A 23,125-nucleotide genomic window follows, 5' to 3' on the forward strand; every position below is an offset into this window, starting at 1 on the left:
GAGCCGGGAGACCAACGCAGTCTCCCGCTCGGCGCCGGAATCAAAGAACATTTGGAGGAAACAGGATGCACCCACCCGCCGCAAAAGGATCTCTGTCGGTACTGGAAAGCCCGGCGCACAAATCCCTGTTCTCGAAGATCGATTGGCGCCTGATCCCGCTGCTGCTGATCGCCTATATGATTGCCTATCTGGATCGCATCAATATCGGCTATGCGCAGCTGCAGATGAAGCAGACGCTGCCGTTCGACGATGCGGTCTACGGTCTCGGTGCAGGCATTTTCTTCGTCGGATACTTCCTGTTCGAGGTGCCGAGCAACCTGCTGCTGGAGCGGATCGGCGCGCGCAAAACCCTGCTACGCATCATGGTGCTGTGGGGGCTCGCGGCAGCCGCCATGATGTTCGTGTCGACGCCGTTCCAGTTCTATCTCGTCCGCTTCCTGCTCGGCGTGTTCGAGGCCGGCTTCTTTCCCGGCGTGATCCTGTACTTCACTTACTGGTATCCGTCGGCGCGGCGCGGGCAGGTGATCGCCACCTTCATGTCGGCGACAACGATCGTGTCCGTGATCGCCGGTCCGCTGTGCGGCTCGATCCTGAAGTATTTCGACGGTGCAGGCGGCCTTCACGGCTGGCAGTGGCTGTTCCTCGTGCAGGGTCTGCCGGCGCTGATACTCGGCATCCTGGTTTACGTCCTGCTCGAGGACAAGCCCGCGCAGGCCGCGTGGCTCTCGAAGGACGAGAAGGCCCTGCTCGAAGACACCTTCCAGCATGATGAGAAGGACGTGGTGAGCGAGCCTTCGGGAACGTTCGGGCAGATGCTGAAGGACCCCAAGGTCTATGTATTGTCGTTCGTGTATCTGCTCCTGCTCGGCGCGACCTACACGATGGTGTTCTGGATGCCGACCCTGATCCAGAGCTGGGGCGTCAAGGATTTGTTCCTTGTCGGCGTCTATGCCGCGATCCCGAATGCCGCCGGCGTCATCGGCATGATCGTGATCGGCCGTCACTCCGACAAGTGGCACGAGCGCCGCTGGCATTATGCCGCCTGCGTCGCGATCGCCGCCTTCGGCCTGTTCATCACCACGATGCTGCAGGGCAATCTCGTCGGATCAATCCTGGCACTGTCCTTTGCGGTGATCGGAATTGCGTCGGCGACTCCGCTGTTCTTCGCGCTGACCAGCGAATATCTCACCACCGGCGCCGCCGCCGGCGGGCTTGCGCTGATCTCCAGTCTCGGAAACCTCGGCCCGGCGATCAGTCCCTCGATCAACGGGCTGATCGTGCGCAGCACCGGCGACAACATCTACAGCATGTACTTCGTGATGGCGCTCTACGTGCTGTCGGGACTGCTGTTGCTGCTGTCGATGCGGCCTGCGCCCAGTGCGCGCCTGGCGATGGCGTGAGGACGATTCGAGCGGCCCGGCCCGGACGGAGCCGGGCCGCTCGACGCTCCGCGGGAAGGCTGCCGGTGATCGAGCGAATATTGGGACACATACGATGAGGATCGTTCTGCTGGGGCCGCCCGGTGCGGGCAAGGGAACGCAGGCGAAGCGCCTGGTCGAGGAGTACGACATACCGCACCTTTCGACCGGCGAGATGCTACGTGCCGCGGTTGACGCGGACACCAGTATTGGGCGGAAAGTCAAGGATACCATGGTGAGGGGTGGGCTCGTTTCCGATCAGCTCGTGATCGCCGCGGTCATCGAACGCATCTCGCAAGCCGATGCCAAGCGCGGCTTTGTGCTCGACGGCTTTCCACGGACGATGGCCCAGGCGGTCGGCTTCGACGATCTGCTCGATACCGAGGGTCTTGCGATCGACCATGTCGTCGAGCTCAAGGCCGACGAGACGGTGTTGCTGGACCGGATCGAGACGCGGGCCCGCGAAGCGAGAGCGCAGGGTGGCACGGTGCGCGCCGATGACAATCACGAAACGCTCAAGCTGCGTATCGACGCCTATAACGAGGAGACCGCGCCGTTGGTCGACTACTATCGATCGCGGAACATCCTTCGAACCGTCGACGGGCTGCAGCCGGTCGATGCCGTCGCATTCGACGTCGTCAGGGCGATCGGCCAAGATCGGTCGGTGATGTGATGCCGGCGACGCAAAGTCGCGATAGCCGGCTGTCCGGCTATCCCGACCGGATCGAGGTGCTGGAGCCGTTGCGCAAGTCGCTTGGCGAAGTGAGGGAGACGGCCGACCAATTCGAGCAGGCCCAGCTGTTGCTGCAGGCGATCGAACGGTTCTCCCGTAGATATGCTGCCGACCGGAACTGCGCCGGTACACCTGTCGAGCTGGCGGGGCGCGACGAATGTCGTATGGCGCGGCGGCGGCTTGCCGCACGCGCCGTCCGTGGATTGCGCAAAACCGTTCTGGCAGCGAAGGGAGGTGCCTCGTGTCGGTGAGCGGAAATGAAGGTCAATGCGCGCTGGTGACCGGAGCATCGGGCGGCATTGGGCTCGAGCTCGCGCGCGTGCTCGCGGCCAATCGCTTCAGCCTCGTGCTGCTGGCGCGCAGCCGCGACAAGCTTCAGGCGCTCGCCCGCGAGCTCAAGGCCGATTACGGCACCAGGGTGACCATCGTGGCCGCCGATCTGAGCGAGCCGGCGGCGCCGCAGGCGGTGTTCGATTCACTTGACGAAGCCGGCGTGCGGGTCGACCTGCTGGTCAATAATGCCGGCCTTTTGCTCGAAGGACGCGTCGGCGCAATCGGCCTCGACGATCAGTTGCGGCTTCTGCAGGTCAATGTCGTCGCCATGACGGCATTGACCCGTCTCTTCCTCGCGCCGATGCTCGAGCGCAACAGTGGACGGATCCTGAACGTTGCGTCGGTCGCGGCATTCATGCCGGTGCCGAATCTTGCGGTCTATGCCGCGTCAAAGGCCTATGTGTTGTCGTTTGGCGAAGCGTTGTCGCAGGAATTGAGCGGCAGCAAGATCACGCTGACGACGTTGTGTCCCGGCGTGACGGCTACCGGAATGGTCCAGGGCACCAATCTCGGCAACATGCCGAGCATGATGATCATGGATGCGAAGACCGTCGCACAGGAGGGCTACCGCGCCTGCATGGCAGGCAAGCCGGTGCATGTCGCAGGGCTTGCCAACGAGCTGGCGGTCCAATGGATCAAGTATCAGCCGAGTTGGCTGCTGCGGGCCATCGGCGGTGTGTTCGGAAAGGCCACACCGCCGAACTGACGTCTCGTGCTCGCCGGCAATGCACGGCTGCACGGGCCATTCTTGACCATCAACCACGGACGCTACTCATGGGACGTGACGAGCAGACCGTCGAACCACCCTCGCTCGCGCTGCTCGCCGCGGAAGGGCGCGGCTTTCTCGACATCCCGGCGCTGCTTGCCGTGGCGGCGCCGCTTCTGGCGACCGCTCCGCGGGGGCAGCGCCATCCAGTGATGGTTTTGCCCGGGTTGGGTGCCGATGACCGGTCGACCTTGGCCATCCGCTCGTTCCTCGAGTTCCTCGGCTATCAGGTTCATGGATGGGGCCGCGGCCGCAATGTGCGTGCGCCGGATGCTGATCTCGCTGCCGTGGTGGCGCGAGTCCTCGAACTCGAAAAGCAGGGCGGCTCGAAGGTCAGCCTGGTCGGCTGGAGCCGTGGCGGCATCATTGCGCGCGAGGTTGCCCGACAAATCCCCGGGGCGGTGCGGATGGTCATCACGCTCGGCAGTCCTTTCGCGGCGCCGGGGGCGAGTAATGTTCGCGCGATCTGGCGGCTTCTGACCGGCCAGAAATACCAGCCGCCGACGGCCGAACGGATCAGCCGCCTCGCGCAACCGATTCCCGTGCCGTCAACATCGATCTATACCCGCACCGATGGCGTGGTGGCGTGGCGCGCCTGCCTGGAGCAGGAGGGAGGAGAGCGCGAGAACGTCGAAGTGAACACGACGCATTTGGGGCTTGGCTTTCACGCGCCGGCGCTGTGGGTGATTGCCGATCGCCTCGCACAGCCGGCGGGCAGCTGGAAGCCGTTTCGTCCGCCTGCGCAGGTCGCGATATGGTTTCCAGCAACGCTCCGCCGCGATTGAGCTCGTATCGGCCGCCTCAGTCTACCGCGCCCCGCTTCCCGGTGATCGCATCTCGGTGACCATCATCCGCAGCAGCTGCATCGCGGCGGGCGGCAACGTACGTCCCTGACGGGAGACCACGTGGGTGCGACCACGATGCAGCAGCGCATTCTTCATGGGCAGCGCCACCACCTTGGCGGCATCGGCCTCCGTCATCGCAAGGCGCGATGCCAGCGCATAGCCAAGTCCGGCGGTCACGTAATGAGCGAGCGCATCGAACGAGGCGGTGGTGAACGCGAAATTGAGGCGGACGCCTTCGCTGATCTCGGCGGCCTGGACATGCTGGCGCAGGCCGTAATTCGGATGCATTGCGGCCCCCGGGTAGGGGGCGAGGTCGGCGAGCTTGAGCGGTCGGCCGAGCTGGATAAGCGGATGCCCGCGCGGCACCACGGCCTTGATCGGGTGCGGCTGCGAATGATGCGAGCGCAGCCGATCGTCGCGAGGCGGATTGAACAGTACGCCGATATGCGCGTTTTCTCCCACGATTTGCTGGACGATCTCGTCGGTGCTCCCGATGTCGAGGCTGACCGTGATCTTCGGGTGGGCTTGCATGAACCGGCACAGGCTGCTCTTCGCCAGCCAGTCGACATAACCTTCGCCCGTCACGAGATCGATATGACCCGATTCGACCTTGCGGATGCTGTCCATCTGCGCGAGCAGCGCCTGTCGTTCGCCCTGCTGGCGGTGGAGGTAGGCGGCCAGTAGTTGACCGGCGTCGGTCGGCGCAACGCCGCGGCCCCGTCGTTCGAGCAGGCGTGCGCCACATTCCTTCTCGAGCAGGCCTAGCGCCCGGCTGACCGCAGAGGCGTCCATGCCGAGCGCGCCGGCGGCGCCGCGCACGGAGCCGCTATTGAGCACCTCCATGAAGTAATGCAGTCGGCGCGGCTCCAGCTTGGCGTTCATCGGCGTAGCCCTGTTGCAATCAGTGCACCGAATATTCAATGACATGGTCATTTATGCAAGCGCATGAACGTGTTGCACGACAACGGTGGATCGAAAGTTGCCATCTCGGGGTGCAGCAGCGGTGTCGGCTCATCCGCGTCAGCCAACAGTTGTTTGAGCTCGGTCTTACGTCAGCTGATTGCGCCGCATGACGCCGCCCTCCGTCTTGATCGCCATGAACGAGGTTTGCCGTCGCGCACCACTATGGGGTCGGGGAAGCCATCCTTCACGTCGCGGAAGCCGTCGCACAGCGAGCGGACGATATCAGTCCAAAATCCCTTGCGTCTTCAGTGGAGTATCGCAGCGCGCAGGATCGTAGAGGCCGGGGCCCAAAGCTTAGCCTCAAGCATCGACAGGCTTTTGACGTAAAGCGGAAGTCAGGACTGACGATGAGATCGCTGAAGGGCGATTAAGCGACATCGCCCATTGCAGGTACTGCTTCAGCCGGCATAAGCCACTGCATGCTCCGACATGTCGTGACCCACCTCGTCGGCGGCAACGGCATTCACGCGGTTCTCGAACGCGGCGAGGTCGGCCGCGTCATCGTTTGCCGGCTGACAGGACCATGCACCGAAGGCGCCAGGCGTCGGCGCCATGGCTTGCTCCACCGGAAACGGATGCGCTGACCATCGGCATCAGGCGCCCGAGCTACTCTCTGCGCGATGATGGTCGGGAAAAAGTTGAAATCGACGCGGTGCAAACAAGCTCGCGGCTAATTCGAGATGTATTCGACGGTTGCTGGAGGGATTAGGGAGCGAGATCTCCTCGGAATGCTGAAAGGCGCTGCAAGCCTTGTGCAATTTCGGTCGAGTTAAAGGCCGAGGATCCAAACAGGAGGCTGTTTCTGGATGGCATCAAGGTCAGCAACTCACTATCGCGCCGTCCACAACCTTCAAATCACCCGCTTTGACGGTGCCCACTGGATACCGGTCAAGAACATGGTTGATCTCGACGGCATTGCGTCGTGAACTCTGCCCTCGAGTGTTGGGCCGATACGCACCCCGGCCCAACGCCAATATCGCGAGGGCGATTGCTCGCTGCGCCGCATGCCCACTTCTACGGCGATGCTGCCTCGCACGTCATTCCGCAGCGCGTGCCAGGCGGCGCGACGCCGTATGGAGGGGCGGCTGGTCTAATCGGCAGAAAGAGGCTCACCGGTCAGGGACCAGCTTGCTCCGTCAAACGTCGCGATCCGCAAAGTCCTGAAGGGCGTGTAGTCCCCGATCCGCGTGCCGATCGAGATGCCCGGGAGCATCATCGGCAATCGTTCGCCGTTCAGTGAGGTCGCCTGCTTGATCAGGTTCTCGCGGGTCAGGTCGCCGCCGCATTTGCGCAACGCCAGCTCCACGGCGTGGACGTTCATGTAGGCGACCAGCACCGAATAGTCGTCTGGATTGGCTGACGGGGCATACTTCGTCAGGAAGGCCTTGTAGGCCTTGACCTCGGGGTCATCGGCCCAGGCCGGATCGCCGGGTTGCTTGAGGAATTGGGTGGTCACCAGCCCCTTCGACGCCTCGAGGCCGGCCGGCTTCAGAATGGTATCGACCGACGCCGTCGAGCCTCCGATCACGTGCAGGGGCGTCCAGCCGAGTTCGTAGACCTTGCGGATCGATTGCGCGGCAGCCTTCGACGACGACTGCTCAATCAAGGTATCGACGCCGGCGGCCTTCAGTTGGACGATCTGCGAGTCGATGGTCGGGTCGGCAAGCTCGTAGGAGGCCTGGGCGACGATCAACTCGGCCTTCGGACCGAGGCCGGCGCGAAGGCCCTTGAGGTAATCCTTGCCGTAATCGTCATTCTGGTAGAGCACGCCGATCCTGGCGTACGGCTTTGCGGTCAGGATGTATTTGGCGACGACGCGGCCTTCGGTCTCGAAGTCCGGATAGAGCGGGATCGTCCAGGGGAAGGCCTTGGGATCGTTGAAGCGGCGTCCGCCCGCGGTGATGAAGAGTTGTGGCACCTGCTTGGAGTTAAGGTATTTCTGGATCGCAACGTTGGGCGCGGTGCCGATCGTGCCGACCTCGGCCAATATGCCGACATCCTCGATCAGCTTGCGCGATTGTTCGACGGCCTTCGGCGCGCTGTAGGCGTTGTCGAGCTGGGTGAAGTTGATCTTGCGGCCGTTGATGCCGCCGTTCGCATTCAGCATCTCGAAATAGCCGACCACCGCGCGGCCGGCGCCGGCGCCGAACGCAGAAGCAGGGCCGCTCAGCGGCGTTGACTGGCCGAGCTTGATCTCGGTATCGCTGACGCCGGGACCGTAGGCTTTCTGTGCTTGGGCAGGCACGGTCAGCAGGGCTGACAGCGCGATGGCCGCCAAAGCCCGGTCGATGATGTGGTTCAAGGTCGTTTCTCCCTGCAATTCAATCTTGTTGTAATCGATTTGAGCTAGCGCAGCAGCTCGCGGGCGATCACCACGCGCTGGATCTGGTTGGTGCCTTCGAAGATCTGGGTCAGCTTGGCGTCGCGCATCATGCGCTCGACCGGGTAGTCCATGGTATAGCCGTAGCCGCCGAAGATCTGGACCGCGTCGGTCGTCACCTTCATCGCCATGTCGCTGCCGACGCATTTCGCCATGCTGGCGAGCACGTTGAGGCGCTTCCAGTCGCCGGCATCGCCGGCGCGGGCGCATTCATAGACCAGCGCGCGGGCTGCCTCGATCTGCATGGCCATGTCGGCGAGCATGAACTGCACGCCCTGGAACTCGGCGATCGGCTGCTTGAACTGCTTGCGCTCCTTGGCGTAGGCGATGCATGCATCGAGCGCGCCCTGCGCAAGGCCGACCGATTGGGCGCCGATGGTCGGGCGGTTGAGGTCGAGCGCACGCATCGACGCGCGGAAACCCTTGCCTTCCTCACCGACGAGGTTTTCCGCGGGGACCCGGACATTGTCGAAGAAGATCGGGGTGTTCGGTGCGCCGCGAAAGCCCATCTTGCGCTCGTGACGGCCGAAAGAGATGCCCGGCATCTTCTTCGGCTCGACGATGAAGGCGCTGATGCCGTCTGCACCGGTGCCGTCACTGGTTCGTGCCATCACCACGATGTAATCAGCGACGACGCCGTAGCTGCACCATTGCTTGCGGCCGTTCAGGACATAGCTGTCGCCGTCCTTGCGGGCGCGGGTGTTGAGCGCAGCGACGTCGGAGCCGGCCTGCGGCTCGGAGATCGCGATCGCGGTGACCACGCCACCCTCCGCGATGATCGGCAGGTACTTCTTGCGCTGCTCTTCCGAGCCGAAATGCAGCAGCGGCATGATGAACATGGTGTTGAGCGCGGCGATCGATGCGCAGGCCGGCGAGACCTTCGAGATTTCCTCGCGCGCGATGCAGGCCATGGTCAGATTGCCGTTTGGGCCGCCGTAGCGCTCCGGCACCCACAGCTGCATCAGGCCCATCTCGCCGAACAGCTTGACGAGCTCGAGCGGGAAGCGGTCGGTCTCGTCGATCTCGGCGGCGATTGGCGTCACGTGTTTGGCCACCATCCTCCGCACGTTGTCGCGGAAGGCGACCTGCTCCTCGGAAAAACTCATGCAAACTCCCCTTTGTGTTTTCTTGACCGGAGACCCAAAAAGGGGCTTCCATTGAATGGGTGATCCATTTAATAATTCACCGCATGAGCACCAAGTCAAGCCCTCGCGCGCCGCAGCGCTCCCGTACCGCCTCGCTGAACCGGCGGGAGCGGGCCATCGATCATCGCGCAGCCGGCTCCGCCGCCGCGCCGACATTCAAGCCGATCCACACCAGGCGGACGTTCGAGGAGATCTGCGAGCGGATTCGCGAGCAGCTGGCGCTCGGCGTGCTGAAGCCCGGCGACAAGCTGCCGGCCGAGCGCGAACTCGCCCAGCAGCTCGGCGTCAGTCGCAATGTGCTGCGGGAGGCGCTGCGCAGCCTGGAGATGGCCGGCGTGCTGCGGCTGCAGAAGGGCGTCAAGGGCGGCGCCTTCATCCAGCAGGGCGACACCCGGCGCATGAACGAGGTCATGCGCGACATGCTGAGCCTCGGGACAATCTCGGTTCGGGAATTGTCGGAGGCGCGGGTCCACGTGCTCGACCTCGTGGTGCAGCTGGCCTGTGCAAATGCACGGCGCGCCGACCTCGACGCGCTGGAAGCCAATATCGAGCGCACCGAGCTTGCGACGAGGGAAGGCCGTTTGCTCGATCGGGTCGAGTGCTCGCGCGAATTTTACAAGCTGCTGGCGGCGTCGACCGGCAACAAGGTGATCGCGATGATCGTGGACTCCGTCACCGAGATTCACATGCGCTTCGTCTACGCCAAGGTCGCTTCCAGCGGAGTCGCGATGGCGCGGCTGGCCGAGAAGCGGCGGCAGTTCCTGGCGGCGCTCAGCGAGCGGAACGTGGCGCTGGCGAGCCGGCTGCTGCGCTCGCACCTGGAATCCGTGCAGCGCATGCTAGAGCAGGACCCGGGCGCCATGTCGCTTCACGTCGCATTGGCTGACGTGCAGCCGGGGTTGCGCCGGTAGCAATCGGCCGCACCAACAAATCAACACCCAAACGGCAATAACAACGGAGGCAAACGTGTCCAACTACGCCAAGTATGAATGTCTGACGGTCGAGGTCGCGGACAAGGTCGCGACCGTCACATTGAATCGTCCGCAGGCGCGTAATGCCATCAATCAGAAGCTGATCCGCGAGCTGCGCACGATCTGGGACGATCTTGCCGACGATCACGCCGTCAATGCGGTGGTGCTGACCGGCGCCGGGGACTTCTTCAGCGTCGGTGGCGACGTCAAGGCGATGTCGGAGCGGCCGGGCGGCGACGTGCTCGAAGAGGGCGAGGTGCACGACCCCATGATCAGCCGGCGTGGCGTCACTCGCCAGCTCGAGCTCGACAAGCCGATCATCGCGGCGATCAACGGCGACGCTATCGGTCTTGCGGCGACCCACGCGCTACTCTGCGACATCACCGTGATGGCCGAGGATGCGCGGATCGGCGACACCCATGTTTCGCGTGTCGGCCTGGTCGCCGGTGACGGCGGCACCGTGATCTGGCCCCTGCTGATCGGCGTCAACAAGGCCAAGGAATTCCTGATTCGCGGCACGCTGCTGAGGGGCGCCGAGGCGGAGCGGATCGGGCTGGTCAACCATGTCGCTCCGCGCGCCGAGGTGCTGGCCAAGGCACGCGCGATCGCGGTCGAGCTTGCGAACGGTCCGACCTGGGCCATTCGATGGACCAAGCTGTCGATCAACCAGATCGTCAAGGAGCGCGTGAACATGCTGCTGGAAGCCTCGATGGCGCTGGAACAGGTGACGTTCGAGACCGCCGACCACAAGGAGGCGACGATGTCGTTCAAGGAGAAGCGCAAGCCCCGGTTCGGCAAGGCATAGGTCATGGCGGCGGAAGCGTCGAACGACGACGTCAGGCGGATGCTGCGCGACTCCCTGCGTGGCTTCCTCGACGAGCATTGGCGTCCGCGCGGTGCGACGACATCGTCCTCGCCGGATGAGGTGTCGGCGATCTGGCGCAAGCTGGTCGGGCTGGGCGTCGCCGCACTCGGCGCGGGGGGCGGCGGCGAGGGTGGGCTTGCCGAGATTCTCGTCGTCATGGCGGAGCTTGGCCGCGCCGGATGTCCGGCGCCGATGTGGTCGGCGGCACTTGCCAACCTTGCGGTTTCCCGATCGCAGGCGGTCGTTGCGGCCGATCTTTTGGCGCGGCTGCATTGCGGGGAGGCGATCATCGCCTTCTCATTCGGCGGGCTGGATCCCGATCCCGGGACGGGCTCGATCGCGGTCACCGACCTCACGGCTAACGGCGTGCTCCGCTTCGTCGAGGCCGCGGCAAGCGCGACGCACCTGCTGGTCGCTTGCGATCGGTCTCACCTTGCGCTGATTGATCTCGGCGATCCCGGTGTCGAATGTGTTGCCACCCGCGCGATGGGTGCCTGGGGATTATATGAGGTCAGGCTGAGCGCAGCGCCGGTCACGCTCATTCCGGTAGGGACCGTCGATCTGGACCTTCTCCGGCTCAAGGGCAAGACGGCGCTGACCGCGCGTGCCCACGGCGCGGCTCGGCGCGCGTTTGAGCTCGCCGTGGACTACGCCAAGGAGCGGTATCAGTTCGGCCAACCGATCGGAAAATTCCAAGCTATCCAGCATAAGCTGGCAAACTGCCTGATCGCGCTCGAAGGCGTCAGGCTGATCCTCGAGCATGCCGCCAGACTGCATGATGGCGGCGACGCCGACTGGCACTACTTTGCCGATTGCGCATCGGCATTTTCCGGGGAGGCGCTGCGGCAGGTCTCGCTGGAGACCCAGCATACGTTCGGTGCGATCGGCTATGCCGAGGAGCACGAGGCGCCGATCCATTTCAAGCGCGTGCATCTCGATACGATCGCGCTCGGCGGTGCTTCGGACGCAAAACGCGGACTGGCCGCACGGCTGCTCGATGCGGGTGGCGCCGGGTTGCCGCAATACGACCTCGGGCCCGCCGGCAATGCGCTCCGCGAGCAGGTTCAACGCTGGCTCGCGCAAAACTGGAGCGGCGATACGAAGCAAGCGTTCGACCAGAGGCCGTTCGCCAAGCGCGAGTTCGATGCGCCCTTCGCCCGCGATATCGGCGAGACCGGATGGATCGGCCTCGTATGGCCGGAGCAGTTCGGCGGGCAGGGGCGCTCTCCATTGGAGCAGATCGCCTTCATGGAGACGATGGAGCGGGGCGAGGCACCGCGGATCGGCGCGGCGATCCAGGCCAATGCGCTGATGATGTTCGGTACGCCGGAGCAGCAGCAAGAATACCTACCGGAGATCCTGCGCGGCGAAGCGATGCATGGCATGGGTTACAGCGAGCCGCAGGCAGGCTCCGACCTTGCGGCGCTGCGTACCAGCGCCGTCAGGGACGGCGACCATTGGGTGATCAATGGCCAGAAGATCTGGACCACTACCTGGTGGGGCAAATACATGTTCCTCGCCGCGCGGACCGACAAGGCTGCAAGGCCGCCGCATGCCGGCATCAGCATGTTCATCGTTCCGATGGATGCACCGGGCATCACGATACGTCCGTCCGCAACCATGTATGACGGCACGTTTGCCAACATCTTCTACGACAACGTGCGGATTCCCGCCGAGAACCTGGTCGGCGAGGTCAATGGCGGCTGGAAGGTGCTGACCGGCGCGCTTGCCTTCGAGCGCGGGCTGGTCGGTGGCGGCATCGTCCTGAAGGTGGCGCACGCCTTCGAGCAGTTGCGCGCGCGTGTGATGGCCGGAGAGGGCGAACAGTCGTTGGCCAGCGACCCGATCGTCCGCGACAGGATGGCGACCTTGGCGTCCGAGATCGAGATCGGCCGTCTCTTGATGATGCATTGCGCGGACCTCGCCGCCGACGGCGTGACGCCGCCGGAATATGGCGCGATCAGCAAGGTGTTCTCCGGTGAGTTGATGGAGCGTTTCGGCGAGGCCGCGCTTGATATTCTCGGCATGCGCGCGGCGCTGTCCGAGCAGATGCCGGGTGCGATCGACAATGGCCGCTTCGAGCAGAACCTGCGGCATTCGCTGATGTGGGTGATCAGCATCGGCACCAACGAAATCCAGCGCAGCCTGATCGCGCAACGCGCGCTCGGGTTGCCGAGATAGGAGAGATCGGATGCAAAGGGATGGCGACAGGGCACCGCTCGCAGGTGTGCGGGTGCTGGATTTTTCCATCATGGTGGCGGGGCCCTATTGCGCGCGGCTGCTCGCCGACGTCGGCGCCGAGGTCATCAAGATCGAGCCGCCGGAAGGCGACGACATGCGGCTGCGGACGCCGCTGCGCGAAGGCCACAGTACTTATTTCGGCCAGCTCAATGCCGGCAAGCGCAGCCTGGCGCTTGACCTGAAGAATGCCGATGCCGTCAGGCTCGTGCATCGCATGGTCGCGGAGACGGATATTCTCGTCGAGAATTTCCGCCCCGGTGTGATGGATCGTCTCGGCCTCGGCTATGACGCGCTTCGGCAGATCAACCCAGGACTGATCTATTGCTCGATCTCGGGCTACGGCCAGACAGGCCCCGCCGCCGAGCGGGCGGCTTACGCTATGATCGTGCATGCCGAGAGCGGCTTTGATCAGTCCCTGGCGCGCTATGCCGGCGACCGCGAGCGTCCGGCGGCCGGAGCCATCTTTGTCGCCGACATTCTCGGTGGCATCTTCGGCTATTCCGCGATCCAGACCGCGATGGTCCAGCGTCAACGCACCGGGAAAGGCCAGCGGGTCGATGTCGCCTTGATGGATTGCATGCTGAATCTGCTGGTCTACGAGCTCCAGGAAGCGCAATTTCCGATCAGTGCGCCACGGCCGACCTATGGGCCGGTACGCACCCGCGATGGCGATATCTTGATCGCCCCGGTGACGCCGCGGAATTTTGCGGCGCTATGTGAGGTCACAGGACAGGACGAACTGGTGAACGATCCGCGCTTTGCGACCATTCCGGCGCGCGGCGCCAACTGGACCGCCATGATGCAGGTGATCGAGCAATGGACGGAGCGTCACACCGCCGCCGAATGCATCTCAGCGCTGGATCGCGCCGGCGTTCCCTGCGCCAAATACCGTGCGCCGGGTGCGGCGCTGACCGATCCCCATCTGCGTCAACGGGGTGTATTCGGGACGGTTTCGGATGGTGCCGGTGACTTCGTCGGCGTCAGCGCGCCTTGGCAGATGTCCGGGGCCGATACCCCGATCGGTCGTCAGGTGCCCGGGATCGGCGCGCAGCGCGATGACGTGCTGTCGCGGATTCTGGGACTGTCGCCCGACGCCATCGCGGCGCTTGCTGCTGCGGGGACGTTTGGCAAGCCTGCGGCCTAAGTGGGGCTCAACGATCGGATGGTGCGTCGGGCGGCGGTGCCTTCGCGATCGCCAGCAGGCATTTCAGGAAATGCGCGCGGTCTTCCTTGCGCAGGGGCGCCAGCATGATGTTCTGCAACTCGGCCGCTGCCGGGATCACGGCCAGTAGCGCTTCCTCACCCTTGGCAGTGATCTGCACCTGAAGCGAGCGGCGGTCGTCCGGATTGTCCTTCTTTGCGACCAGCCGGCGCGCGACCATCCGCTTCAGCATTTCGCTAAGCGTGTTGCGGTCGCAGCTGATCCGCTCCGCCAGCACGGAGGGGGTGAGGGGACCCAGCTGATACAGCGCCATCAGCACGCCGAACTGCCGCGGCGTGATGTCGCTCTGACGCGTCATGCTTTGATAGAGCCCGTCGTAGCGCGCCTCCAGCAGCCGCAGCAGAAATCCGACGCCGCCTTCCAGTTGCCATTCGCGCGCAATGTCTGCGGCCGAACCACTCTTCGGTGCCCTGTCGACTGCCATGCTGTCTCGTTCGGTCCCAGCCGGGATTTTGCGAATTCGCCTTAGCCGTTAGCAGCTTGGCCTGACGCCCTCAACCCTGCGCTGAACCACCGTCCAGTCTTGTTCACGGGTCGATGCAATTGCGCTCGGCTCTTGTCAGCTTCTCGGCTATGTAGTACGTATACGTATTATATGCGATGCGAAAGACGTCGTGCAGGGAGGTTGAACTTGGACCTGCGTGAGCTGCTGTCGATTCCCTATCTGCTTGAGGCCGAAGCGGTCGAAACCGAGCCGGGGCAGTGGCGGGTTCGGCTCGCCTATCCCGAACTGCCGGGATGCGCGGCGGAGGCTGCCGTCGTCGAGGACGCTTTACGCGAGCTCGAGCGGCGCCGCATCGAATTGATCGTCGGCCTGGTGGAGGAGGGCAAGCAGCCTCCCATTCCACGCCAGCCGCTCGCTGCATCCGATCCGCTTTGGACCGCACAGGATCTCGGGCTCTCCGACCGCGTGGCCGTTCTGCTGGGCGGCGCGGCGGGACCGGCCACCCGCAATTGAAGGAGGCAAACCCATGCTCTCGCACGAAGACAATGAACGCCTTGTGAGGGTCAGCAAGGGCACGCCGCTCGGCGATCTCTTCCGGCTGTACTGGATTCCGTTCCTGCCGTCGACGGATCTCGACAAGGACGGTCAACCGAAGCGCATTCGGTTGCTCGGCGAGGATCTGGTCGCCTTCCGCGACACCGAGGGCCGCGTCGGGCTGGTCGACCAGGCCTGCCCGCATCGCGGCGCGCCGCTGGTCTTCGCACGAAACGAGGATTGCGGGCTGCGCTGCGTCTATCACGGCTGGAAGTTCGACGCCACCGGCGCGGTGACGGATATGCCGGCGGAGCCAGTGCGCAGCCGCCTCAAGGAGCGGGTGCGGATCAAGGCCTATCCCTGCAGGGAGCGCAACGGGATGATCTGGACCTATATGGGCCCGGATCACGCCGAGCTGCCGCCGCTGCCGAACCTCGAATGGAATCTGGTGCCGGCCGAACAGGTGCACATCTCGCTCCGCGTCCAGGAGTGCAACTGGCTGCAGGCGGTGGAAGGCGAGATCGACTCGGCGCACGCGCCGCTGCTGCATGGGCGGCTCGACGCCCAGGGCACGACCAGCGCCTGGATCCAGAAGCGCGACCTGCGCCCGACCTTCGAATGCATCAAGCAGGATTTCGGCATGAGCATTGCCGCGCGGCGCAACTACGATGCCAACACGCTGTACTGGCGGGTCAACCAGTTCTTGCTGCCGTTCTACACGCTGGTGCCGCCGCTGTCGCCGTTCCCGGATCTGAGTGGGCATGCCTGGGTGCCGATCGATGACGAGAACACGCTCTGCATCATGTTCTCCTATCATCCGTCGGAGCCGTTGCTGGAGAAAACACGGCAGGTGTTCGCGGAGGGGCACAAGGGCCGCGAAAGCGGCCACGCCAGCCGCCATGCGCTGGTGCAGCACCCGGTGACGGTGCCGTATGCCGGCTACTGGACCAAATACAATCCGCAGAACGGCTTTCAGTTCGACTACGAAGCGCAGCGCACCACCTGGTTCTCCGGCCTGCCGGGGCTCTGGGTGCAGGACGGCGCCTGTCAGAGCGGCGTTTCACCGATCTTCGATCGCACCAGGGAGACGCTCTGCTCGAGCGATACCGGCATCGCGATGACGCGGCGTTTCATTCTCGAGGCGCTCGGTGCCTATCGCGATCACGCGATCAGGCCGAGGGGCGTGTCGGATCCCGACGTATTCATGGTGCGCGCGGTGTCGCTGCGGCTGCCGCCGGAGGACTCCTGGGTCGACGTCGGTGCGCCCTTCATGCGGGCGCAGCTCGGCGCCGATTTCGGGTACGAGCTGTGAGCGCATCTAACCATATGGCCGGCACGCAGCAGGTGCTGGTCAAGCGCATCAGCTACGAGGCTGAACGGATCAATTCCTACGAGCTGGTGGCGCGGACGGGCGGCGAACTGGCGCCGTTCACGGCGGGCAGCCATATCGACCTGCACCTGCCGAACGGCATGGTCCGCAGCTACTCGCTGGTCAACGATCAGCGCGAGCGGCATCGCTATGTCATCGCGGTCAATAGAGATGCCGAGAGCCGTGGCGGCTCGCGCTTCGTTCACGACACCGTCAAGGTCGGGGAGATCATGACCATCTCGCTCCCGCGCAATAACTTCGCGCTTTGCGAACAGGCCGAGCATTCGGTCCTGATCGCCGGGGGCATCGGCATCACGCCATTGCTGTCGATGATCCGGCGCTTGGTGGCGCTCGGACGTTGCTGGGAGCTGTTCTACGCCGCGCGAACGCGCGCCGCGGCCGCGTTTCTCGACGAACTCGGCACGTTTCGATCCGATGCCGGCCTGCACGTCGATTTCGACGACGAGCGAGCGGGACGGGTGTTCGATCTCGCGGCCATCGTCAGGGCCGCACCGGCACGCGCGCATCTTTATTGTTGCGGGCCGTTGCCCATGCTCGCGGCATTCGAGGCGGCCACGGCGGATCGCCCCGCCGATCGCGTGCATATCGAGTATTTCAAGGCGCGGGAAGCGCCGGCCACCGAGGGCGGCTTCGTGGTCAGGCTCGCGCGGAGCAACCGCACGATTACGGTCGAGCCCGGCAGGACGATCCTCGATGCGCTGCTGGATGCCGGGATCGCCGCCAACTACGCCTGCACCGAAGGGGTCTGCGGTACGTGCGAGACGCGCGTGCTCGAAGGCATGCCGGATCATCGCGATCAGTTCCTGAGCGAGGAGGAGCAGGCGACGAACAGGAGCGTCATGATCTGTTGCTCAGGCGCCAAATCCCGCATGCTCGTGCTCGATCTCTGAACTGTCGCTCCGCCGACCGGCAATTGACGACGACGGCCCGCGAACCCGGATCAACCCTCTCAAGACGAACGGATGCCTCACATGCTGGATCAGCTTGAAGCCGAATTCCCTGAGCACACGCCTCGTCCGGCCGGCGCGCCGAGGGCGCTTGACGGAATCCGGGTGGTCGATCTCTCGCACTTCATCGCGGGCCCGTTCGCGACCATGATCCTGGCCGACATGGGTGCTGAGGTGATCAAGGTCGAGGCGCCCGGCCGCGGCGACGATCTGCGCCGGTATCCTCCGGTGCATCCGGACCTCAGGCACGGCGCTCCGTTTCTGTGGACCAACCGCAACAAGCGCAGTGTCGCCCTCGATCTCAAATCCCCGGAGGGGTTGCAGGTCGCGCGCGAGCTGATCGCGACGGCGGATGTCGTCGTCGAGAACTTCTCGGCCGGCGTGATGGCTCGGCTCGGGCTCGACTATGCGAGCTGCCGCAAGCTGAGGCCCGAGATCATCTATTGCGCGGTGTCGGCCTATGGCCGCGACGGGCCGTTTGCCGACCGGCTCGGCTTCGACCCGATCGCACAGGTCGAGAGCGGCTTCGTCTCGATGAACGGCTACGCCGACCGCGAGGGCGTGCGGGCCTTGTCGCCGGTGATGGACATCAGCACCGCGATGATGGCGAGCAATGCGATCCTGGGCGCGCTGCTTGCGCGCGAGCGCAGTGGCCTCGGCCAGGCCATCGAAGTATCATTGTTCGAGAATGCCGTCCTGATGACCGGGTACGCGACCATGCAGTCGCTGTTCAACAATGCCGATCCAAAGCGGAGCGGCAATACCAGTCCCGACACCTGTCCGTCGGGCGTGTTCCTGGCCAGCGATTGCTCGTTCTATATTAATTGCGGCAATGACAAGATATTCCAGCGCTTGATGGCGCAAGTACTCGAGCGGGAGGATCTCGCCGCAGCCGGGATCTACGCGACGGGTCCTGACCGGATCCGCCGGCGTGAGGAGTTGTTCGCGATCCTCGGCGATGCCTTTGCCCGGCGGCCCTGGTCACACTGGCAGTCGCGGATGCGGGCGGCCGGCGTGCCCTGCGGCCGGCTGCGCAGCGTCGGCGAGGCGATCCGTTCGCCCGAGGCGCGGGAGCGCGGGATCGTCACGAGGATTCCGCATGAGACGATCGGCTGGGTGCCGAATGTGAACCTGCCGATTCGCTATTCGCGGACGCCGATCGTCGATCCCGTCGCGGCGCCGGCGGTCGGCCAGCACACCGAGGACGTGCTGCGCGAACTCCTCGGCTATGACGACGCACGCATCGCGCAGCTCGCGGCGGGCAGAGCTTTCGGGGGCCGGCCAGCGGGAAAGGATACCAAGCCGTGACAATGCGCGCGGGAGAGGAGCGGACACTGCGGGGCCGGGTCGCGGTCATCGGGATCGGCGAGACCGAATATTATCGTCATGGCGCGCCTCCGCTTTTCGGTACGGAAACCCGGCAATCTGAATGGATTGCCGGGTTTTTGTTTTTGGAGGCGAACGTCGCGCCACAACGCTATCAACGACTTGGTTTGGTGGTCCGAAACACCGGCAACCTGCTGCGGTCGGCCGAACGAGAGCGGGCGCGAACAACGGAGGCCAACTTGCCCTGGCCGTCTCGGGTGGCTTGATCGGGGGATACCGTCGATCTCGCCGATCGATCGGATCATCGACGCTATGAACTCGCGGGATCGTCTCGACCATGTCGGCGCGTGAATGGCCCTGGCAGTCGTGCAAGACTGCCTCGATGCGATGCCGACATAGATCCGATCATTTCTTGTCCTTGTCGGCGGCGTCGTCCGCGTTGCCTCCATTGTCGACGCATTTCTTGAAATAGTCGCGTTCGGCCTGTCCATTGCCTTTGGCGCTGCCCGCCGCCGGATTGCCGGGCTGACGTGGTGGAAAGTTCTTCGCAACGAGCGCATTGCATTTCCTCGCCACCTCAACGGTGACGGCTGATGTCTCGGTTGGCAAAAGCAGGAGAGCCACCAGCGAGAATGCGAGGGCGGCTCGCTTGAATTCCTGTTCGGCGCGCATGGTGACCCTCCCTGCTGCCGTCATCGTTGCAGCGGCGTGATCCTATCGCGGGGTGCAGAACAGGCAATGGTCGATCGCGCAACCCGTTCACGTCGGGTCTGCAGATGTGCCGTCTAGGGGCGGCTTCCGACACGGCACGTACGCGCCGGAGGATTAATCTTACGCTGCAATAATTGCCGCCCTGATCGACCTGCGCACTGCGCATGCAAGGCGATTTTGGCTACATATGAGGATCATATTTTGAGTAGGCCATATGACGAAAAAAAGAGCATTAATAACCGGCGTAACCGGTCAAGACGGGGCGTATCTGGCCGAATTGCTGCTCGCGAAGGGCTATCAGGTCCATGGCATCAAGCGACGGACCTCGCTTTTCAACACCGACCGCATTGATCATCTCTACCTCGATCCACACGAGCCGGATCCTTCGTTCCGGCTGCACTATGGTGATTTGACCGACTCTTCCAGCCTGATCAGGATCGTCGGCCAGGTACAGCCGGACGAGATCTACAATCTCGCCGCCCAAAGTCACGTGGCGGTTTCGTTCGAAGAGCCGGAATATACCGCGAATTCGGACGCTCTCGGCACACTGCGACTCCTCGAGGCGATTCGGATCGTGGGGCTCGAGAAGAAGTCCAAATTCTACCAGGCCTCGACCTCGGAACTGTATGGCCTGGTGCAGGAAGTCCCGCAGAAGGAGACCACTCCGTTCTATCCGCGGTCGCCTTACGCCGTTGCGAAGCTCTACGCCTACTGGATCACGGTGAATTATCGTGAGGCGTACGGAATCTATGCCTGCAACGGAATTCTGTTCAATCACGAGTCTCCGGTGCGGGGCGAAACCTTTGTCACCCGAAAGATCACACGCGCCTTGGCCCGCATCCACCTCGGCCTTCAGGAGCGTCTTTATCTGGGCAATCTTGACGCGCTCCGCGACTGGGGGCATGCGCGTGACTATGTCGAAATGCAATGGCTGATGCTGCAGCAGGATACGCCGGAGGACTTCGTCATCGCGACCGGTGTGCAGCACTCGGTTCGCCATTTCGTCGAGGTTGCCGCGGGCGAAGTGGGGATGCGGATCCGCTGGGAAGGAACGGGCGTCGACGAGAAGGGCTATGATGCTGCCACAGGCAAGTGCATCGTGTCCGTCGACCCGCGCTATTTCCGTCCCTCGGAGGTCGCGACCCTCCTGGGCGATCCCTCCAAGGCGAAGGAGAAGCTTGGCTGGTGGCCCAAGACCTCGTTCGAGAGCCTGGTGCGCGAGATGGTGCAGGAAGATCTGGCCGCAGCGAAGCGAGATGAACTGATCAAGCAACACGGCTTCAGATATTATCCGCGTCACGAGTGACCGCAGCCCGGAACGCCGTCTGGCGCTTGTTGTCGCAATGCCGTCAAGGCAGGCGGATGGCGTCCTTCACCGCGATGGCGTCGGGCCCGCCGGCGGTCATCGCCACCTGCGTTTCGGACGCGGACGGTGCATGTCGCATCGCGCTCATCTCAAGCGCCCAGCGCCCGACGATGGCCCGACGATCCCAACGCTCGAGCGAGCGCTTCCGTCCTTCGGTGCCGAACGCCGCGCAGAGCGCCTGATCCTGGGCAAGCGCGCAGATCGCATCGGCGAGAGCACGCGTGTCGCCGGGGGAAACGACCATCCCGGCACCCTTGACCTCCTCGGCCAACCCCGTTCCTTCGGTCGCCATCGCGATCACCGGACGGGCGGAGCCGAACACGGCCCCAAGCTTGGATGGCAGGACCAGATCAGCCGCCTCTGCCTTCTGCGGAATGAGATGCATGTCCGCCGTCGCCATTAGCTCGTTGAAGCTCTCGTTGGGTTGCAGTCCGAGGAAATGAACATTGGAACGGCCGGCCGCCATATCGAGCAACCTCGCCCTGTCAGGCCCTTCTCCGGCGAGGATGAAATGAATTTCCGGATGACTTTCTTGCAGGATGGACGCGGCTTCGATCACGAGATCGAGGCCCTGCTTGTTCGACATCGTGCCCGAATAGAGTCCGACGACATCGCTTTCGCCAATGCCGAATTCACGCCGATACCTGGTCTGCCGCGACCGAGGAAAGATGGCGCTCGTGTCGATCCAGTTTCTGATCTCGACGGTCCGCTCCGCAGCAACGCCCTTGGCCAGCAGCCGGTCGACCATCTGCGGTGAAATCGAAGATACCCGGTCGAACGACCGAAGGATGCGAGATTCGGCCCCGAGCATCAGGCTGCGAAGCGCGCCGTTTCGAAGCAGTCCGAGATCAAAGGCGGCATCAACCTCGAAATCCTGCACATGGAGCCAGGACTTCACACCGATCCGCCGCGCGACGAACGAGACGAGCGCGGACGACATCAGGGAGGGAGCGGTGGACAGCATGACGTCGGGCCGCCATTCGAGCGCCTTCGTCAGCATCGGCAGTGCGCTCGTCAACGCAAACGAGGCATGGTGCAGCAGCCTTTTCGCCCCCGTCGGCTTCCGCGGCACGTATATCGGGGTGCGGGTGATCTCGACACCGTTGGCGTTTCGAGCCCTGAAATAGCGACTGTCGAAGCCGGTCGGGATTCGCCAGGCAGGATAGTAGGGCGGCGCAGTGATCACACGGACCTCGTGCCCGTCGGCCACAAGGCTTTCGCAGAGCTCCGTGTTGTATTTTGCGACGCCGATCAAATCGGGCGCATAGTTGATTCCGACCAACAGAACACGCATCAAGTACAGTCCAACTTCTAAAACTGGAATCGAAAATTCACGTCTCGAAAAAGCGTTGATCTCGTCAGTCGCCGGAATTGCATTCCAAATGACGACCGTAGCCCTTCAGAAAGTCCTCATATGCTCCCGCCAGCCCGATCGGTAGCAGGGTAGTCGAACGCCAGCCCAGTTGGCGAATCCGCGAACTGTCGAGGAGCTTGCGGGGCGTGCCGTCCGGCTTGGACGTATCAAAAACCAACTTGCCCGTATAGCCCACGACTTCCGCTACCATGGCGGCAAAATCGGCGATAGAGACTTCGTCACCACTGCCGACATTGATGGGCAGTTCATTCGAGTAGTTCTTCAAGAGAAAGACGCACGCATCAGCGAAGTCGTCGACATTTAGAAACTCGCGAAGCGGGCTACCCGTGCCCCAGACGGATACGGTACGGGTTCCTGCCAGCTTGGCCTCGTGGAAGCGTCGTATCAGCGCCGCCGGCACGTGACTGTGCGCTGGATGATAATTGTCGCCGCGGCCATAGAGGTTGGTCGGCATGACCGATATGAAATCGTCACCATGTTGCCGCCGGTGTGCCTGACAGATCTTGAGGCCGGCAATCTTGGCGATTGCGTACCATTCGTTGGTCGGCTCGAGCGGCCCCGTCAGCAATTCGGTTTCCGCGATCGGCTGCCTGGCGTGCTTGGGGTAGATGCAGGACGAGCCGAGAAACAGCAGGCGCCCAACGCCGATTGCATGACTTGCGCGGATCACGTTGAGCTCGACCGCGAGATTGTCGCAGAGAAAATCGACGGGGAAATTACTGTTGGCGGCAATGCCGCCGACCTTGGCGGCGGCATGGATCACGACGTCCGGACGATTTACCTCGAGCCAACGCAATGTCGGTTGCTCCTTCGCAAGGTCGAGCTCTCCGCGATCGGCATAAAGGAGGGTACAGCTCTCGGACGCGAGGCGGCGCATGATGGCCGAGCCCACCATTCCGCGATGGCCGGCTACGAAGACCCGCCTTCCAGTCAGATCGTAGAAAAATCCCCCCGACATAAATGAACCCTTGCCTACTGAAATCCGAATGCTTCACGGCCGCCGCAGGGCCTTGCAATATTGTGGTCTCCGGTGTCCGAAGCCCAGCCGGGCGCCGTTGCAATACTTCCTACCAATACGACGGTCGGTTGTAACCGAACGAGCATATTAATGATGAAGATGCGAAGGGTTCCCAAGCGGGACAACTTTGC

The 23,125-nt window shown here is 63.6% G+C and carries 23 protein-coding genes; 15 read left to right on the forward strand and 8 right to left on the reverse strand.

Annotated elements, in window-relative coordinates; genetic code table 11:
- Nucleotides 1–65 precede the first annotated feature (65 nt).
- The 5 genes from ACVISU_RS27375 to ACVISU_RS27395 all read left to right on the forward strand — a co-directional run bounded on the left by ACVISU_RS27375 (nt 66) and on the right by ACVISU_RS27395 (nt 4,035).
- Complete coding sequence (locus ACVISU_RS27375; RefSeq protein ID WP_456708929.1) at nt 66–1,400, forward strand: MFS transporter; 1,335 nt, start codon at nt 66–68, stop codon at nt 1,398–1,400.
- A gap of 94 nt (nt 1,401–1,494) precedes the next feature.
- Nucleotides 1,495–2,091, forward strand: a complete 597-nt coding sequence (locus tag ACVISU_RS27380; RefSeq protein ID WP_456708930.1) for an adenylate kinase — start codon at nt 1,495–1,497, stop codon at nt 2,089–2,091.
- Complete coding sequence (locus tag ACVISU_RS27385; RefSeq protein ID WP_456708931.1) at nt 2,091–2,402, forward strand: hypothetical protein; 312 nt, start codon at nt 2,091–2,093, stop codon at nt 2,400–2,402. The genes ACVISU_RS27380 and ACVISU_RS27385 overlap by 1 nt, the downstream gene beginning before the upstream one ends.
- Nucleotides 2,393–3,190 (forward strand): SDR family NAD(P)-dependent oxidoreductase, encoded by a 798-nt coding sequence (locus ACVISU_RS27390; RefSeq protein WP_456708932.1) that lies wholly within the window; start codon nt 2,393–2,395, stop codon nt 3,188–3,190. Before ACVISU_RS27385 ends, ACVISU_RS27390 begins: the two co-directional genes overlap by 10 nt.
- Before the next feature lie 68 nt (nt 3,191–3,258).
- Nucleotides 3,259–4,035, forward strand: coding sequence for an esterase/lipase family protein (locus ACVISU_RS27395; RefSeq protein WP_456708933.1), 777 nt, complete (start codon nt 3,259–3,261; stop codon nt 4,033–4,035).
- A 21-nt stretch (nt 4,036–4,056) separates the two neighbouring features.
- On the opposite strand, the gene ACVISU_RS27400 is transcribed toward ACVISU_RS27395, so the two are convergent.
- The 4 genes from ACVISU_RS27400 to ACVISU_RS27415 all read right to left on the reverse strand — a co-directional run bounded on the left by ACVISU_RS27400 (nt 4,057) and on the right by ACVISU_RS27415 (nt 8,544).
- Nucleotides 4,057–4,977: a LysR family transcriptional regulator gene (locus ACVISU_RS27400; RefSeq protein WP_456708934.1), complete on the reverse strand. Its 921-nt coding sequence runs from the start codon at nt 4,975–4,977 to the stop codon at nt 4,057–4,059.
- Nucleotides 4,978–5,456: 479 nt separating this feature from the next.
- On the reverse strand, nt 5,457–5,612 hold the full coding sequence (locus ACVISU_RS27405) for a hypothetical protein (protein WP_157113705.1): 156 nt from the start codon (nt 5,610–5,612) through the stop codon (nt 5,457–5,459).
- 536 nt (nt 5,613–6,148) lie between these two features.
- Entirely contained in the window at nt 6,149–7,351 is a 1,203-nt protein-coding gene (locus tag ACVISU_RS27410; RefSeq protein ID WP_456710908.1) for an ABC transporter substrate-binding protein, read from the reverse strand.
- Between the two features lie 53 nt (nt 7,352–7,404).
- The gene (locus tag ACVISU_RS27415; protein ID WP_050400697.1) at nt 7,405–8,544 is read right to left on the reverse strand and encodes an acyl-CoA dehydrogenase family protein; all 1,140 of its coding nucleotides are present in this window, start codon (nt 8,542–8,544) and stop codon (nt 7,405–7,407) included.
- Nucleotides 8,545–8,627: 83 nt separating this feature from the next.
- On the opposite strand from ACVISU_RS27415, the gene ACVISU_RS27420 reads away from it, so the two are divergent.
- Genes ACVISU_RS27420 through ACVISU_RS27435 form a run of 4 tightly spaced genes read left to right on the forward strand, consistent with a single transcriptional unit; the run spans nt 8,628 to nt 13,804 of the window.
- Nucleotides 8,628–9,494, forward strand: a complete 867-nt coding sequence (locus ACVISU_RS27420) for a FadR/GntR family transcriptional regulator (RefSeq protein ID WP_050400696.1) — start codon at nt 8,628–8,630, stop codon at nt 9,492–9,494.
- 55 nt (nt 9,495–9,549) lie between these two features.
- Nucleotides 9,550–10,359 (forward strand): enoyl-CoA hydratase/isomerase family protein, encoded by an 810-nt coding sequence (locus ACVISU_RS27425; protein WP_456708935.1) that lies wholly within the window; start codon nt 9,550–9,552, stop codon nt 10,357–10,359.
- Nucleotides 10,360–10,362: 3 nt separating this feature from the next.
- On the forward strand, nt 10,363–12,600 hold the full coding sequence (locus tag ACVISU_RS27430; RefSeq protein WP_456708936.1) for an acyl-CoA dehydrogenase family protein: 2,238 nt from the start codon (nt 10,363–10,365) through the stop codon (nt 12,598–12,600).
- Nucleotides 12,601–12,610: 10 nt separating this feature from the next.
- Nucleotides 12,611–13,804, forward strand: coding sequence for a CaiB/BaiF CoA transferase family protein (locus tag ACVISU_RS27435; protein ID WP_456708937.1), 1,194 nt, complete (start codon nt 12,611–12,613; stop codon nt 13,802–13,804).
- A gap of 7 nt (nt 13,805–13,811) precedes the next feature.
- Here the strand turns inward: ACVISU_RS27435 and ACVISU_RS27440 are convergent, their stop codons facing one another.
- On the reverse strand, nt 13,812–14,306 hold the full coding sequence (locus ACVISU_RS27440) for a MarR family winged helix-turn-helix transcriptional regulator (RefSeq protein WP_456708938.1): 495 nt from the start codon (nt 14,304–14,306) through the stop codon (nt 13,812–13,814).
- 207 nt (nt 14,307–14,513) lie between these two features.
- Between ACVISU_RS27440 and ACVISU_RS27445 the strand changes: the two genes are divergently transcribed.
- From ACVISU_RS27445 to ACVISU_RS27465, 5 genes are all read left to right on the forward strand, one after another.
- Nucleotides 14,514–14,840 (forward strand): hypothetical protein, encoded by a 327-nt coding sequence (locus ACVISU_RS27445; RefSeq protein ID WP_456708939.1) that lies wholly within the window; start codon nt 14,514–14,516, stop codon nt 14,838–14,840.
- Between the two features lie 13 nt (nt 14,841–14,853).
- Complete coding sequence (locus ACVISU_RS27450; RefSeq protein WP_050400690.1) at nt 14,854–16,173, forward strand: Rieske 2Fe-2S domain-containing protein; 1,320 nt, start codon at nt 14,854–14,856, stop codon at nt 16,171–16,173.
- Nucleotides 16,170–17,141 carry a PDR/VanB family oxidoreductase gene (locus ACVISU_RS27455; protein ID WP_456708940.1) on the forward strand — a complete coding sequence of 324 codons (972 nt, stop codon included), beginning with the start codon at nt 16,170–16,172 and terminating at the stop codon, nt 17,139–17,141. Before ACVISU_RS27450 ends, ACVISU_RS27455 begins: the two co-directional genes overlap by 4 nt.
- Before the next feature lie 81 nt (nt 17,142–17,222).
- Nucleotides 17,223–18,506: a CaiB/BaiF CoA transferase family protein gene (locus tag ACVISU_RS27460; RefSeq protein ID WP_456708941.1), complete on the forward strand. Its 1,284-nt coding sequence runs from the start codon at nt 17,223–17,225 to the stop codon at nt 18,504–18,506.
- Complete coding sequence (locus ACVISU_RS27465; RefSeq protein WP_456708942.1) at nt 18,503–18,790, forward strand: hypothetical protein; 288 nt, start codon at nt 18,503–18,505, stop codon at nt 18,788–18,790. The genes ACVISU_RS27460 and ACVISU_RS27465 overlap by 4 nt, the downstream gene beginning before the upstream one ends.
- A gap of 139 nt (nt 18,791–18,929) precedes the next feature.
- Here the strand turns inward: ACVISU_RS27465 and ACVISU_RS27470 are convergent, their stop codons facing one another.
- Complete coding sequence (locus ACVISU_RS27470) at nt 18,930–19,196, reverse strand: hypothetical protein (RefSeq protein ID WP_456708943.1); 267 nt, start codon at nt 19,194–19,196, stop codon at nt 18,930–18,932.
- A 253-nt stretch (nt 19,197–19,449) separates the two neighbouring features.
- Between ACVISU_RS27470 and gmd the strand changes: the two genes are divergently transcribed.
- Nucleotides 19,450–20,541, forward strand: coding sequence for a GDP-mannose 4,6-dehydratase (gene gmd / locus ACVISU_RS27475; protein ID WP_456708944.1), 1,092 nt, complete (start codon nt 19,450–19,452; stop codon nt 20,539–20,541).
- A gap of 43 nt (nt 20,542–20,584) precedes the next feature.
- On the opposite strand, the gene ACVISU_RS27480 is transcribed toward gmd, so the two are convergent.
- Together ACVISU_RS27480 and ACVISU_RS27485 are read right to left on the reverse strand one after the other, a co-directional pair.
- Nucleotides 20,585–21,895 carry a WcaI family glycosyltransferase gene (locus tag ACVISU_RS27480; RefSeq protein WP_456708945.1) on the reverse strand — a complete coding sequence of 437 codons (1,311 nt, stop codon included), beginning with the start codon at nt 21,893–21,895 and terminating at the stop codon, nt 20,585–20,587.
- A gap of 64 nt (nt 21,896–21,959) precedes the next feature.
- Nucleotides 21,960–22,934 (reverse strand): GDP-L-fucose synthase family protein, encoded by a 975-nt coding sequence (locus ACVISU_RS27485; protein WP_456708946.1) that lies wholly within the window; start codon nt 22,932–22,934, stop codon nt 21,960–21,962.
- Nucleotides 22,935–23,125: the final 191 nt, after the last annotated feature.

The sequence above is a fragment of the Bradyrhizobium sp. USDA 4452 genome (assembly GCF_054063575.1).